The following is a 12,904-nucleotide window of genomic DNA, read 5'->3' as shown; positions in this document are numbered from 1 at the left end:
GACCATCGGGACGTGACCGCGCCCTCTGATGACACCGCGCGCCTGCGTGAGCTGGTGCTGTTGCGGCGTGTGCGCGACCGCATCGATCGCGACTACGCCCAGCCCCTCGATGTGCCCGCGCTGGCGCGCGGGGTGAACCTGTCGGAGGGGCACCTCAGTCGTCGATTCCGCGCCGCATACGGCGAGTCGCCGTACAGCTATCTCATGACGCGGCGGGTCGAACGCGCGATGGCGCTCCTCCGTCGCGGTGACCTGACCGTCACGGAGATCTGCTTCGCGGTCGGGTACGGCTCCGTCGGAACCTTCACCACGCGCTTCACAGAACTCGTCGGACACTCGCCGACGGCGTATCGCGCCCGCGCATCACGGACGGCTCCGGAGATGCCGGGGTGCCTCTCGAAGCACGCGACGAGACCGGTCAGGAATCGAGAAGCGCGTGACGGTGCATCGGGCCTAACGTCAGCGCTATGAACATCACCATCCATTACGCCTTCCTCCCGCACACGGATGCGGACGCCTCGCTCGCCTTCTATCGCGACACCCTCGGGTTCGAGGTCCGCAACGACGTCGGATACAACGACATGCGGTGGATCACGGTCGGGCCGATCGGCCAGCCCGAGACCTCGATCGTGCTGCAGCCGCCGGTGGCCGACCCGACGATCACGGACGACGAGCGGCGCACCATTCTCGAGCTGATCGCGAAGGGGTCGTACGGCGCGCTGACGCTCGCGACCGACGATCTCGACGGGCTCTTCGCGAAGCTCGAAGCCAGCGGCGCCGAGGTCGTGCAGGAACCCGCCGATCAGCCCTACGGCGTGCGCGACTGCGCGTTCCGTGATCCGTCGGGCAACCTGCTGCGCATCAGCGAGATCCGCTGAGCGCAGAGTCCGCGAACGTCGGGGCTCTGCCCTACGATCGCACGCAGGGAGCGGGGGAGACCCGCTCGGGGGGAGCGCACACCGTGACCATGCCGACGACCACCACGACAGACCGCCATCCTGCCGACCTGCACGACGTGATCCGCGTGCAGGGCGCGCGCGAGAACAACCTCCGTGACATCGACGTCGAGATCCCGAAGCGGCGACTGACGGTGTTCACCGGGGTCTCCGGATCGGGCAAGAGCTCGCTCGTCTTCGGCACGATCGCCGCCGAATCGCAGCGCATGATCAACGAGACGTACAGCGCGTTCGTGCAGGGTTTCATGCCGTCACTCGGACGCCCCGACGTCGACGTCCTCGAGGGTCTGACGACCGCGATTATCGTCGACCAGGAGCGGATGGGCGCGAACGTGCGTTCCACCGTCGGCACCGCGACCGACGCGAACGCGATGCTGCGCATCCTGTTCAGCCGACTGGGTGAACCGAGTCTGGGGTCGCCGCAGGCCTACTCCTTCAACGTCGCGTCGGCACACGGTGCGGGGGCGGTGACCGTGGAGCGGGGAGGTGAGAGCAAAGCGGTCCGCGCGTCCTTCCGCGTGCTCGGCGGGATGTGTCCGCGCTGCGAGGGGATGGGTCACGTCACCGACATCGATCTCGCTCAGATCTTCGACGAGAGTAAATCCCTGGTCGAAGGGGCGATCACCGTTCCCGGATATACGGCGGACGGGTGGATGGTGCGCATCTTCTCCGAATCGGGCTTTCTTCCGCCGGAAAAGCCCATCCGTGATTTCACGGCTGCCGAACGGAAGGACTTTCTCTACAAGGAACCGACGAAGGTCAAGCTCGCCGGTGTGAATATGACGTACGAGGGACTCGTGCCCAAGGTGCAGAAGTCGTTCCTCTCGAAAGATCGGGAGGCGATGCAGCCTCACATCCGTGCTTTCGTCGACCGGGCCGTCGCGTTCGCCGTCTGCCCGGACTGCGCGGGCACGCGGTTGAACGAGGGTGCCCGGTCGTCGAAGATCGGGGGCGTCAGTATCGCCGATGCCTGCGCCATGCAGATCAGCGATCTGGCCGTCTGGGTGCGGGGGCTCGACGCGCCATCCGCCGGTCCGCTCCTCGAGAAGCTCAGTCAGACACTGGACTCGTTCGTTCAGATCGGCCTCGGATACCTGTCGCTCGATCGCCCGGCAGGTACCCTGTCGGGCGGCGAGGCGCAGCGGACCAAAATGATCCGGCACCTCGGGTCCTCGCTCACCGACGTCACTTACGTCTTCGATGAGCCGACCGTCGGCCTGCATCCGCACGACATCGAGCGGATGAACGCGCTGCTGCTCCAGTTGCGCGACAAGGGCAACACCGTGCTCGTCGTCGAGCACAAACCCGAGACCATCGCGATCGCCGACCGGGTCGTCGACATCGGGCCGGGTGCCGGAACGGCCGGCGGCACGATCTGCTTCGAGGGAACGGTCGACGAGTTGCGGGGGAGTGGCACACTCACCGGTCGGCACCTCGAAGATCGCACGGCACTCAAGGAACGAGCGCGCGAGCCGCGTGGCGTTCTCGAGATCCGTGGCGCGACGGCGAACAACCTCCGGAACGTCGACGTCGACGTTCCGCTGGGCGTGCTCGCGGTCATCACGGGTGTTGCGGGCTCGGGGAAGAGCTCGCTCATCCACGGCTCCGTTCCCGCATCCGCGGACGTGGTGTCGATCGATCAGGGCGCCATCAAGGGGTCACGTCGCAGCAATCCCGCAACCTACACGGGGTTGCTCGAGCCGATCCGCAAGGCGTTCGCGAAGGTCAACGGCGTGAAGCCCGCGCTGTTCAGCGCGAACTCCGAAGGCGCATGCCCCGCCTGCAACGGCGCGGGTGTGATCTACTCCGACCTCGGCATCATGGCGGGCGTCGCCACTGTGTGCGACGTCTGCGAGGGGCGCCGGTTCGACGCATCGGTCCTCGAATACCGGCTGGACGGGCGCGATATCAGCGAGGTGCTGGCGATGCCCGTCTCCGAAGCGGTGGAGTTCTTCGCGGAGGGGGAGTCCCACATCCCGGCGGCCCACGCGATCCTGACGCGGCTCGACGATGTCGGGCTCGGTTATCTCACCATCGGGCAGCCGCTCACGACCCTATCGGGCGGGGAACGCCAGCGGTTGAAGCTGGCGACGCGCATGGGAGATGCGGGGGGCATCTACGTTCTCGACGAGCCGACGACAGGTCTGCACCTGGCGGACGTCGAACAGCTTCTCCGGCTCCTGGATCGCTTGGTCGACTCCGGAAAATCTGTGATCGTCATCGAACACCACCAGGCCGTTATGGCCCACGCGGATTGGATCATCGACGTCGGGCCGGGCGCCGGCCACGACGGTGGGCGGATCGTGTTCGAGGGGACGCCGGCGCAACTCGTCGCGGATGCGACGACGCTGACCGGTCAGCACCTCGCGGCGTACGTCGGTCGATGACCGAGGTGCGCGTCTACTGCGTCGAGTACGAGCTCGCCGAAGACGGGGAGGTGCTGGCGGTGGGAGACCGCATTCGCCGCGTCGTCGTTCCTTACGGCACGGGGGAGTACTTCGGCACCGAGCTCGATCGGACTCCGTGGATGTTCGATCGCGCGGGTTTCGCAGCACCCGGCTTGGGGGGCCGCGTGCTCGAGGGCGTCGTCACGAGGATTGACGCGATCTACGTGCAGCGGCCCGTCGGGCAGCATATGGTGCGGGGGAGTGCGCAGCTGGAGCCGCTGCCGTCGACGGATGACTGGCGTCGGCCCGAGCTTCGGACTCTCACTCCGTCCATCCCTCCGGGTTTCACGGGCACGTACTTCTGGGCGACCTATGAAGACCCCCGCATCGGCGATGAAGACTTTAGCGGCTGGGTCATCACCGTGGATACCGATCTGCCGCTGGGTGCCACGGAGGCGGAGAGCTCTGAGTGAACGAGATCTGTCGGCAAGAGTGCTGCGGTTGCGGGCCGGACGGCGTCTCAGCATGCGTTTGCATACACTTGGCGGCGATCCGGCTGCGACGTTATGTCACATCGGGCCGAGTCGCAGCGGTGCGGCGTCCGATGGCGAGCCACGTGATCGGGCCGATGATCGGGACGAGAACGGTCAGCAGCGTCCAACCGAGCGTCTGCCCACCGGTGAGTCGTGTTGCGTGCCGTGCCAGCGACACCAGCGCGACGAGCATCAGCGTCAGCAGCGCGACGGTCACCAGCACCCACGCGATGTCGTAGCCATCCGGCAACAGTGGGTTCGCAGAGACGCTCATGCTGACACTGTATGAGCTGCGGTGGCCGCTCCCCAGGGTGAGATGGCCCCGATCGCTCATTGCCGATAATGCACATTATGTCAGATCGTCGCGAAGGTTAGCCGCGCCTCGACACCGGGAGCCGGGACGAGCACCAGCGCAGGCGTATGCGCATGGCGCGCGGATGGCGCAATCCCGCAGGTGCCGGGCTCCTCGCCGACGAGGATGGGCAGCGTGAACGCGGGGACGCCCTTCGGGGGCGGGGCGATGCCGTCACTCTGATCGATCCGGTACCAGACCTGCAGGGACCCGTCCTTCTCCGCGACCGTGTACGCGCCGTCGAAGAACGGGTGGTAGCCGTCGTCTCCGGAGGTGTCTGCGACGGCTGTGACGTAGATGCCATCCGTTCGGTATACGACTCCGCCTCCCGCGAGCAGAAATGACTTCTCCGCGACCACGTAGCCCGTCTCGCGCCCCGCACTTACGAGAGGCACGACGGTCACTGACGACGTCACCCAGAGGAAGCCGCCCGCGAGGACGGCCGCCGAAAGCGCTGTAGTTCGTACGGGGACGAGAAGTAAGAGCCACCACCGACGCGCCGGGATTGCGCACAACGCCGCGGCGAGTGCGCTGAAGCCGACCAGCACGGCAAGCGTCAGGAGCCGATGCGAGTCGAACGTGTCGATGAGAATGGAGACCTTGCCATCGGAGGACTCGCCCACCCGCACCACGAAAACGGTGATCGCGATCGACGCGGCCAGTGCGATGGCAGCGACCATAACCAGGGCGCGACGGACCCGCATGTCCCGAGGACGCGTGGAGTGCGGGCAAGCACGGAGCACGACGTCAGCCTATGAGCGTTCACGGCGCATCCTGTGTTGTCCGCGGTGGATTCAGGGCGATGACCCCGTGATCAGCCCGTGGGTCTGCTCTGCCGAATCAGCAACCAGACGAAGTACGCACCGCCGACGACGACGGTCATGACCCCCACCGGGAGTTGGGTCGGGGCGAACGCGCGCTGGGCGGCGATGTCCGAACACAACAGGATGATCCCGCCGGTGAGGCCGGCGGGAATCAGCGCGATCGTCGAGCTGCCGCGCAGTCTCGCGGCGATCTGCGGTGCCACGAGTGCGACGAATGCGACGGGACCGACGGCGGCGGTCGCGATCGCCACGAGAAGGATTCCGCACAGCAGAGCTCTCAGGCGGACGGCCTCGACACGCACCCCGAGGGCCTGCGCGAGGTCGTCGCCGAGTTCGAGTTGGCGGAGCGCCGGCGCCTGCGCGAGCAGCACCGGACACACCACGGCGAGGAGTCCGAGTACGGGCCAGAGTTGGTCGTACCCGACCCCGTTCAGGGAGCCGCTCCCCCACGCCGCGGCCTGCATCGCATCGTCGAGATCGGCGCGGGTCGACAGCCAGCTGTTGACCGACGCGAGTGTCGCCGAGACGCCGATGCCGATGATGATCAGCCGGAACCCCTGGATGCCGCCGCGGTACGTGAGTGCGTAGACCAGCAGTGCGGTCACCACACCGCCCGCCACCGCACCGATCGCGGTCAGCAGGTATCCGCCGCCGAAGATCAGGATGACGACGAGCCCGCCCGTGTACGCCCCCGTCGTGAACCCGATGATGTCGGGGCTGCCGAGAGGATTTCGGGTCAGCGACTGGAACACGGCTCCGCTCATTCCCAGGGCTGCTCCGATGACGATCGCCAGCAGCGCCCTCGGCAAGCGCCACTCCCCCACGACCAGACGTGCCTGCGGCGTTCCGCCTCCCCCCAGGGCGGCCAACACATCGACGGGCGAGAGGACGTAATCGCCCACGCTGAGCGCCACGAGAAAGAACACGCCGGTCACCGCAACCAGCAGTACGCAGAGCGCCAGGGTTCTGACGTCGACCCGCACCGAGAACGCGGGCAGCGCTCCCCTCCCCGCCGTGCGGATGACGATCGGCGCGCGACGCGTTCCGTTCCCGCGCATCACAGCCCGGTGATCTTCCTGCGGCGCGCGAGCAGCACGAGTACCGGAGCGCCGATGAACGCCGTGATGATGCCGACCTGCAGCTCCTGCGGCGGCACGATGACCCGCCCCACGACATCCGCGATGAGCAGCAGAATCGGTGCGCACACCGCGGTGTAGGCGATGATCCACCGCTGATCGGGCCCGACGAACCAGCGGACGACATGCGGGACCATGAGCCCGAGGAACGCGATCGGGCCGGCCGCGGCGGTAGCGGCGCCGGCCAGGAGCGTCACTGCGACGATCACCAGAACCCGCGTGCGAACGACACTCGCACCCAAGGACCGGGCCAGGTCCTCGCCGAGAGCCACGGCGTTCAGCGGCGCGGCGACGAGCGCGGCGATGACGAGCCCGATCGCGATGAACGGAAGGACGGCCCAGAGCACGTGCTCGTCACGCGACGTGAGGCTGCCTGCTCCCCAGAACCGCATCCCGTCGAAGACGGATGGGTTCAGAAGCGAGATCATGCTCGACATTCCGCTGAGCATCGCCCCCAGTGCGACCCCGATCAAGGTCAGGCGAATGGGCGTCGCGCCCGCGGGGCCGCGGGAGCCGATGGCGAAGACGAGCATCGTCGCCGCGGCGGCGCCCGCGAAGGAGAACCAGACATATCCCTGGATGTTGCCCACCCCGAACCAGCCGATCCCGACGGTGACGAGGAATCCCGCACCCGCGTTGACCCCGAGAATTCCGGTATCCGCGAGCGGGTTGCGGGTCAGCGCCTGGATGAGCGCTCCCGCGACGCCCAGCGCCGCGCCGACGGCGGCGCCGATGAAGGCGCGCGGGAGACGCAGGGCGACCACGATCTCGTACACCTCTCCGGATCCGCGGCCCTGCGCGGCGTCGATGAGAGTTCGCACGACCTCGCCCGGCGGGATGTAGCGCGCACCGACCGCGAGACTCCCGACGACGGTCACGGCGAGCACTCCGGCGAGCACGATCAGCAGGCTCGACCGCGCCCCTGCCCCCCGCACTCTCGTGGGGGCAGGGGCGCGAGGGAGGCGCCCGACGGCCGACGTCGACGGGGCGATTGTCAGCTCGCCGACTCGGGGATGAGAACGGTCTGTTCGACCGAATGCAGCCAGTCGAGCGCGGTGCCGTAGTCGGTCACACTCGACCAGACGCCGTACACGCTGCCCGACTGGGCGGCGGGGAGCGCGGTGAACAGCGGCGTCTGCACCGTGCCCGCCAGCGATGCAGACAACTCCCCTGCGGGGTTCGCGCCGGTGACGATGATCTCCGCCTCGCCCAGCACGGACGTGGTCAACTCGGGTGAGATGTACATCCAGCCTTTGTCGCCGTCCTCTTCGGCGGGGATGCTGGGTGTGGTCGCCGCGCCGAGGTCGTCGAAGAACAGGGCGCCGACGGCGCCGCCCGGGTAGAGCACCGAGAACCCGCCCTCGACGTCGCCGTCGCCGATCGCCGCCCAGGGGCGAGCCAGCACGTCGGCGTACTCGTCCTGCACCCGCGCCAGCTCGTCCTCGTAGAGGGCTTCGGCGGCGGAGAACTCGTCGGCGTGGCCGACGACATCCGCCACGCTAGCTCCGATGGCCCGCCAGTCGCCGCGGTACTCGCCCTCGAAGATGGCGGTGGGCGCGATCTGCGAGAGCTTTTCGTACGTCGCCTCGTCGATCTCCAGGACGTCGCCGACGATGAGGTCGGGTTCGGCGGCGAGAACCGCTTCGATGTTCAGATCGAAGAAGGCGCCGACGGTGTCCGCGCTGGCGATGAGATCCTGCTGTGCGGCCGTGAACGAGTCCGCGTACGCCGAGTAGTCCTGCATCGCCACCGGGGTGACTCCGACCGCAGCGAGCTGCCACGGCGTGTCGTACGACACCGCGACGACGCGAAGCGGTTCGACGGGCACGGTGACGTCGCCGTAGGCGGTGTCGACGGTACGGGTCTCGGATGCGGTGGCCGATGCATCAGCCGACGTGTCTGCGGGCGTACAGGCCGTCAGGCCGACGAGCGCGAACGCGAGAGCAATGGGCAGGGCGATACGGGCGCCGACGGAAGCGGTGCGGGGCATGAACGATCTCATTTCAGCGAAGATTAGGTAAGCCTTACCTACTTCACGATCGTAACCGTGTCCCCATTGCGCTAGTTGGACAATGTGTACCTTTTTCTTGACAGCCGCCTCGTACGGTGAGTCAGTCCCGATCCTGCTCCACGTGTCCGCTCGCCCCCGCGGTCCAGTAGCCCACGGCGCGGTGGCGGTCCCGGCCGAGCCCCCACGCCGTCCGCACGTGCGACCGCACGCGCCGCGCCGCCGCCGCTTCGCACGCGATCCAGGCGTACCCCGGCCCATCCGGCACATCGCTCTCCGCCACTGTGGCGGGCAACGCGCTGGTGCGTCCGCCGGATCCGATGATCCACGTCCACTCGACGTTTCCGCGTGTGGGGATCTCCTGTCGGTCCTGCTCCCCCGGGACTTCGACGATGGCGCGGGCGCGGGCTCCGGCGGGGAGTTCCTCCACGATGCGCGCGAGTCCCGGCAACCCGGTCGCGTCGGCGACGAGCAACTGCCACTGACTGTCCGCCGGCGGCGCGTAGTACGACCGAGACGGTCCGCCGTGGAAGACGCCGACGATGTCGCCGGCCTCGGCGTTCTCGGCCCAGCCGGACGCGACTCCGCCCTCGTGGACGACGAAGTCGATGTCGAGTTCCTGTCCGTCTTCGTGCACCGCGCGCACGGTGTAATGGCGCCACGGCGGTTCATCGTCGGTCGGGGTGTGCCCGTACTCGCGGTCGTTGAAGAATGCGACATCCGCATCCTGCTCCCCCGGTCGGGGAAAGGCGAGGTCGATGCGCTCATCGCCGCCGCCGTCGGTGTGCCAGCGCCAGTCTCCGACGGCACGCAACCGCACGCGGATGGCGGAGGGGGTCAGTCGTGTCGTACGGACGACCGCCGCGGGCTCGCAGAATGCCATGGTCAGCTCTCCTGGGTGGGGGTGTCGTCGCGACGGCCGGAGGCCGCTGCGCCGAAGGAACGGAAGTAGGCGGTAGGCGTGTGACCCGTCGCTTGTCGGAAGAGTTGGATGAAGGTGCTCGAGTTGGTGTACCCGACGTTCCGCGCGACCGTGATCACGGACTGGCCTGCGGCGATGTCGATCAAGGCGCGCCGCATCCGCACGTTGATGCGCCACTGCGTCAGGCTCGAACCGGTTTCGCGCTCGAACCCGCGGTTCACGGTGCGTCCGCTCACCCCGATCGTCCGGCCCCACTCGTCACTCGTGCCGCTGTCGGCGGGATTCTGGGCGATCTTCTCCGCGATCGCCCTCAGCTCGGCGCTCCGGGGCATATGCACGTCGAGCGTGGCGGAGCGGACGGGCGCGAACAGGTCGACGATCAGCTGTTGGATCCGCATCCGCACGTCGGTCGTCAGCTCGGCGTTCTTGTTGGCGAGAAGCAGTTCCCGCAGCACCGGTGTGACGCCGATCCCGGTGGCGATCTGCCACGGGACGGTGACGCGATCGGCCGAGAAGTACGTGACGTAGAACGATGTTCCGGGTTCGGCCGTGACGTGATGGGTGGTTCCGGCGGGGATCCAGATTCCCAGTCCGAGCGGGGTGACCCACAGTCGTCCGTCCGCTTCGACGGTCAGCACGCCGCTATCGGAGAAGATCAGCTCGTGTTCATCGTGCACCCCGTCGGTCCATTTCTCGTGGCTGCTGCTGACGATCGACTGCGTCGTCAGGAGCCACGGTTCGTGGGTCAGGGCATGCGTCACGTCATCCGGCGCTGATGACGGGTCTGCGTCGGATGGTGCATCCGCCGCCCTTGCGTGTCCAGAATCAAGCATCGGGCTCGAGTGTAACGCGATCCGTCCACCCGTCGCGGGTGACGACGCTTGCGCGCTGTCGGGGACGTGCGCGTCGCGCCCCGCGCTGCGCGTCAGCGGCGGATCAGGCCCGCAGCGATCTGCGTCGTTCGAGCGCCGCCGTGAGGTACGGCCCGGTCGGGCTCGACGAGTGCGCCGCGACGGACTCGGGCGTGCCTTCGGCCACCACGGTGCCGCCGGCCGCTCCCGCGCCGGGACCCATGTCGATGACCCAGTCGGCCTCCGCGACGATGCGCATGTCGTGCTCGACGATGATGACCGTGTTGCCGCCGTCGACGAGGTGCTGGAGGTGGGTGATCAAGCGGTCGGCATCGGCGGGATGCAGCCCGGAGGTCGGTTCATCCAGAAGGTAGAGCGTGTCGCCACGGGTGGCACGTCGCAGCTCGGACGCGAGCTTCACGCGCTGCGCCTCACCACCGGACAGCTCGGTCGCCGGCTGACCGAGCGACACGTACCCGAGGCCCACGTCGAGGAGCGCATCGAGGTGGCGGCACACGTCGGGGTCGTCCGCGAAGACTTCGCGCGCACGAGTGACGCTCAGCGACAGGACGTCGGCGATCGTGTGCCCCGCCAGCTCGATCTCGAGCGTCTCCGGGTTGTACCGTGAACCGCCGCACGTCGCGCACGGTGCCTGCACGGTGGGCAGGAAAAGCAGCTCGACCTCCATCGTCCCCTCCCCCTTGCACGTGGTGCAGCGACCACTCGGCAGATTGAATGAGAAGCGACTTGCGTTGTAGCGGCGACGGCGCGCTTCCGGCGTTGCGGCGAACAACGATCGCACTCGATCGAACAGGCCGGTGTAGGTCGCGACATTCGACCGGGGCGTGCGGCCGATGGGCTTCTGGCTGACCTGAACAACGCGGCGGAGTCGATCCGCCGGTCCGGTCGCCCGTCCGGAGGTGACAATCGGTGCGGCACCGAGCAACGGATCGTCGGCGGATGCTGTCTCGGTCTCGCCCGCGGCACTCTCGCCCACGTCGCTGGCCAGACTCTCGCGGAGGAGGTCGGGAAGCGCCTGGCTCACCAGGCTCGACTTGCCGGACCCCGAGACGCCGGTGACCGCCGTCAGCGCACCGAGGGGGAACGTGACCGACAGCTCGCTCAGGTTGTTCCGGCTCACGTTCTCGAGCGCCAGGCGCGCGTCACCCGACCGGCGGGGCCGGCGCTCAGTCCGCGGGGTGTCCGCATCCGTGAAGAGATAACGGCGGGTGACGGACTGTTCGACACCGCGCAGGCCCTCCAGCGGACCGGAGTACAGCACCGAGCCGCCGGCCGCGCCGGCGCCCGGACCGATGTCGACGATCCAGTCCGCGTGACGGACGACGTCGACCGAATGCTCGACGAAGAAGACCGTGTTGCCGGTGTCCTTCAGCGTGCCGAGGATTCGCAGCAGCGCCTCGGTGTCGGCCGGATGCAGCCCCGCGGACGGCTCGTCCAAGACGAAGACCACGCCGAACAATCGCGAAACGACCTGGGTCGCGAGGCGCATGCGCTGGAGCTCCCCCGATGACAACGTGATCGTCGTCCGGTCGAGGGAGAGATATCCGAGCCCGAGGTCGATGAGCGGGGTCACGCGTCCGAGGAGCTCGGAGACGAGACGCTGCGCCGCCAGACGCTGCTCGGGGGCCAGCGCCTCACCGCGAGCGACGGACGCGCTCGGGATCCAGTCCGGCTCTTGCACGCGACGCATCAGCGAAGCCAGATCGTCGAGCGTCATCGACGACACCTGCGTGATGTCACTGCCCTCGAAGGTGACCGCGAGAGCGTCGGGCTTCAGCCGAGTGCCGTGGCAGGTCGGGCACTCGACGCTCACCATGAACGAGGCCGCGCGTTCCCGCATCCGGGGGCTCTTCGAGTTCGCGAACGTGTCTAGCACGTAGCGTCGTACGCCCAGGAACGTGCTCATGTAGCGCGGTTCGAGCCCGGCGGCGACCGCCCGTCGTACCTCTGCCGGAGGGCGATCGGTGAAGACCGGCACCTGCGGAGAATCGTCCGTGTAGAGCAGCCATTCGCGCTGATCGGGCGCGATCTCCCGCCAGGGAATGTCGAGGTCGTAGCCGAGTGAGATCAGACTGTCGCGGAGCTGCTTGCCGTGCCACGCGGTCGGCCATGCCGCGAGCGCGCCGTCGTTGATCGACAGCCCTTCGTCGGGAACCATGAGCTCTTCGGGCACGTCGTACACGCGACCGAGACCGTGGCAGGTGGGGCAGGCGCCCTGCACCGTGTTCGTGGAGAAGCCCTCTGCCAGCAGCATGGGCGCGCCATCCGGGTACGTACCGACGCGGGAGAACAGCATCCGTACGACGTTCGCGATGGTGGTGGCGCTGCCGACCGTCGATCGTGCCGTGCCGCCCGAGCGCTGTTGCGGCAGGGCGACCGCGGGCGGGAGGCCGTCGATCGCATCGACGTCGGGCGCACCGACCTGCTCGATCAGACGCCTTGCGTAGGGTGCGACCGATTCGAAGTAGCGGCGTTGGGACTCGGCGTACAGCGTGCCGAACGCGAGCGAGCTCTTTCCAGAACCGGAAACGCCCGTGAAGGCAACGAGCGCATCTCGCGGGATGTCGACCGCGACATCCCGGAGATTATGCTCCCGCGCTCCACGGACGCGGACACCGCTCTCGTGAGCGGGCGTCACACCGTGTCGTCGGTCGAACGCGTGGTGCGGCGCGTGACGCGCTCACCGGCGGTCGGGTCGACGGCCGTGCGGGTCACGGTGTCGGTTTGGCGGCGACGCGCGAGCAGCACGATGCCGATGACGAAGACGACCGCACCGGCGCCCATCAGGATGTAGCCGATCAGGTCGAGGTTCACACCGGGGACATCGACGTTGATGGCGAAGGCGAGAATTGCTCCGATGACGAATAGGGCGATGCCCCCACCGATACTCACAGTGGCCTCCTGATAGCTGGCG

At 68.0% G+C, this 12,904-nt stretch carries 13 protein-coding genes; 4 read left to right on the top strand and 9 right to left on the bottom strand.

The genetic code is table 11. The annotated features are described in order from the left end of the window. Positions 1–12: 12 nt before the first annotated feature. The 4 genes from LMI96_RS03785 to LMI96_RS03770 all read left to right on the top strand — a co-directional run bounded on the left by LMI96_RS03785 (position 13) and on the right by LMI96_RS03770 (position 3,816). On the top strand, positions 13–471 hold the full coding sequence (locus LMI96_RS03785) for a helix-turn-helix transcriptional regulator (protein ID WP_228360533.1): 459 nt from the start codon (positions 13–15) through the stop codon (positions 469–471). Beyond that, positions 468–878 (top strand): VOC family protein, encoded by a 411-nt coding sequence (locus tag LMI96_RS03780; RefSeq protein WP_223721268.1) that lies wholly within the window; start codon positions 468–470, stop codon positions 876–878. Before LMI96_RS03785 ends, LMI96_RS03780 begins: the two co-directional genes overlap by 4 nt. An 89-nt stretch (positions 879–967) precedes the next feature. After that, positions 968–3,343 carry an excinuclease ABC subunit UvrA gene (locus LMI96_RS03775; RefSeq protein ID WP_228360532.1) on the top strand — a complete coding sequence of 792 codons (2,376 nt, stop codon included), beginning with the start codon at positions 968–970 and terminating at the stop codon, positions 3,341–3,343. Beyond that, positions 3,340–3,816, top strand: coding sequence for a hypothetical protein (locus tag LMI96_RS03770; RefSeq protein WP_228360531.1), 477 nt, complete (start codon positions 3,340–3,342; stop codon positions 3,814–3,816). The genes LMI96_RS03775 and LMI96_RS03770 overlap by 4 nt, the downstream gene beginning before the upstream one ends. Positions 3,817–3,907: 91 nt before the next feature. Here LMI96_RS03770 and LMI96_RS03765 read toward each other — a convergent pair whose 3' ends face one another. The 9 genes from LMI96_RS03765 to LMI96_RS03725 all read right to left on the bottom strand — a co-directional run bounded on the left by LMI96_RS03765 (position 3,908) and on the right by LMI96_RS03725 (position 12,882). After that, positions 3,908–4,150 carry a PLDc N-terminal domain-containing protein gene (locus LMI96_RS03765; RefSeq protein ID WP_228360530.1) on the bottom strand — a complete coding sequence of 81 codons (243 nt, stop codon included), beginning with the start codon at positions 4,148–4,150 and terminating at the stop codon, positions 3,908–3,910. A gap of 80 nt (positions 4,151–4,230) precedes the next feature. Further along, on the bottom strand, positions 4,231–4,908 hold the full coding sequence (locus LMI96_RS03760) for a hypothetical protein (protein WP_223721265.1): 678 nt from the start codon (positions 4,906–4,908) through the stop codon (positions 4,231–4,233). Between the two features lie 134 nt (positions 4,909–5,042). Further along, positions 5,043–6,110, bottom strand: a complete 1,068-nt coding sequence (locus LMI96_RS03755; protein ID WP_228360529.1) for an iron chelate uptake ABC transporter family permease subunit — start codon at positions 6,108–6,110, stop codon at positions 5,043–5,045. Continuing rightward, on the bottom strand, positions 6,110–7,087 hold the full coding sequence (locus LMI96_RS03750; protein WP_228360528.1) for an iron chelate uptake ABC transporter family permease subunit: 978 nt from the start codon (positions 7,085–7,087) through the stop codon (positions 6,110–6,112). Before LMI96_RS03750 ends, LMI96_RS03755 begins: the two co-directional genes overlap by 1 nt. A 95-nt stretch (positions 7,088–7,182) precedes the next feature. Next, positions 7,183–8,178, bottom strand: coding sequence for an ABC transporter substrate-binding protein (locus LMI96_RS03745; protein ID WP_228360527.1), 996 nt, complete (start codon positions 8,176–8,178; stop codon positions 7,183–7,185). 121 nt (positions 8,179–8,299) lie between these two features. Beyond that, positions 8,300–9,079, bottom strand: coding sequence for a siderophore-interacting protein (locus LMI96_RS03740; RefSeq protein WP_228360526.1), 780 nt, complete (start codon positions 9,077–9,079; stop codon positions 8,300–8,302). 2 nt (positions 9,080–9,081) lie between these two features. Then, complete coding sequence (locus LMI96_RS03735) at positions 9,082–9,879, bottom strand: AraC family transcriptional regulator (RefSeq protein WP_228360525.1); 798 nt, start codon at positions 9,877–9,879, stop codon at positions 9,082–9,084. A gap of 175 nt (positions 9,880–10,054) precedes the next feature. Next, positions 10,055–12,628 (bottom strand): excinuclease ABC subunit UvrA, encoded by a 2,574-nt coding sequence (locus LMI96_RS03730; RefSeq protein WP_228360524.1) that lies wholly within the window; start codon positions 12,626–12,628, stop codon positions 10,055–10,057. Beyond that, on the bottom strand, positions 12,625–12,882 hold the full coding sequence (locus LMI96_RS03725) for a DUF6458 family protein (RefSeq protein WP_223721258.1): 258 nt from the start codon (positions 12,880–12,882) through the stop codon (positions 12,625–12,627). Before LMI96_RS03725 ends, LMI96_RS03730 begins: the two co-directional genes overlap by 4 nt. Positions 12,883–12,904: the final 22 nt, after the last annotated feature.

The organism is Microbacterium sp. cx-59 (assembly GCF_020805625.1).
Taxonomy (GTDB): Bacteria; Actinomycetota; Actinomycetes; order Actinomycetales; family Microbacteriaceae; genus Microbacterium.
The sequence above is the reverse complement of the archived record's forward strand: the minus strand, read 5'-3'. Positions and strand labels throughout refer to the sequence as shown.

Bases quoted from the DNA above. Each gene is read 5' to 3' on its own strand.
- LMI96_RS03765 (WP_228360530.1), bottom strand. From the start codon at position 4,150: ATGAGCGTCTCTGCGAACCCACTGTTGCCGGATGGCTACGACATCGCG.
- LMI96_RS03760 (WP_223721265.1), bottom strand. From the start codon at position 4,908: ATGGTCGCTGCCATCGCACTGGCCGCGTCGATCGCGATCACCGTTTTC.
- LMI96_RS03770 (WP_228360531.1), top strand. From the start codon at position 3,340: ATGACCGAGGTGCGCGTCTACTGCGTCGAGTACGAGCTCGCCGAAGAC.
- LMI96_RS03775 (WP_228360532.1), top strand. From the start codon at position 968: ATGCCGACGACCACCACGACAGACCGCCATCCTGCCGACCTGCACGAC.
- LMI96_RS03755 (WP_228360529.1), bottom strand. From the start codon at position 6,110: ATGCGCGGGAACGGAACGCGTCGCGCGCCGATCGTCATCCGCACGGCG.
- LMI96_RS03745 (WP_228360527.1), bottom strand. From the start codon at position 8,178: ATGCCCCGCACCGCTTCCGTCGGCGCCCGTATCGCCCTGCCCATTGCT.
- LMI96_RS03780 (WP_223721268.1), top strand. From the start codon at position 468: ATGAACATCACCATCCATTACGCCTTCCTCCCGCACACGGATGCGGAC.
- LMI96_RS03740 (WP_228360526.1), bottom strand. From the start codon at position 9,079: ATGGCATTCTGCGAGCCCGCGGCGGTCGTCCGTACGACACGACTGACC.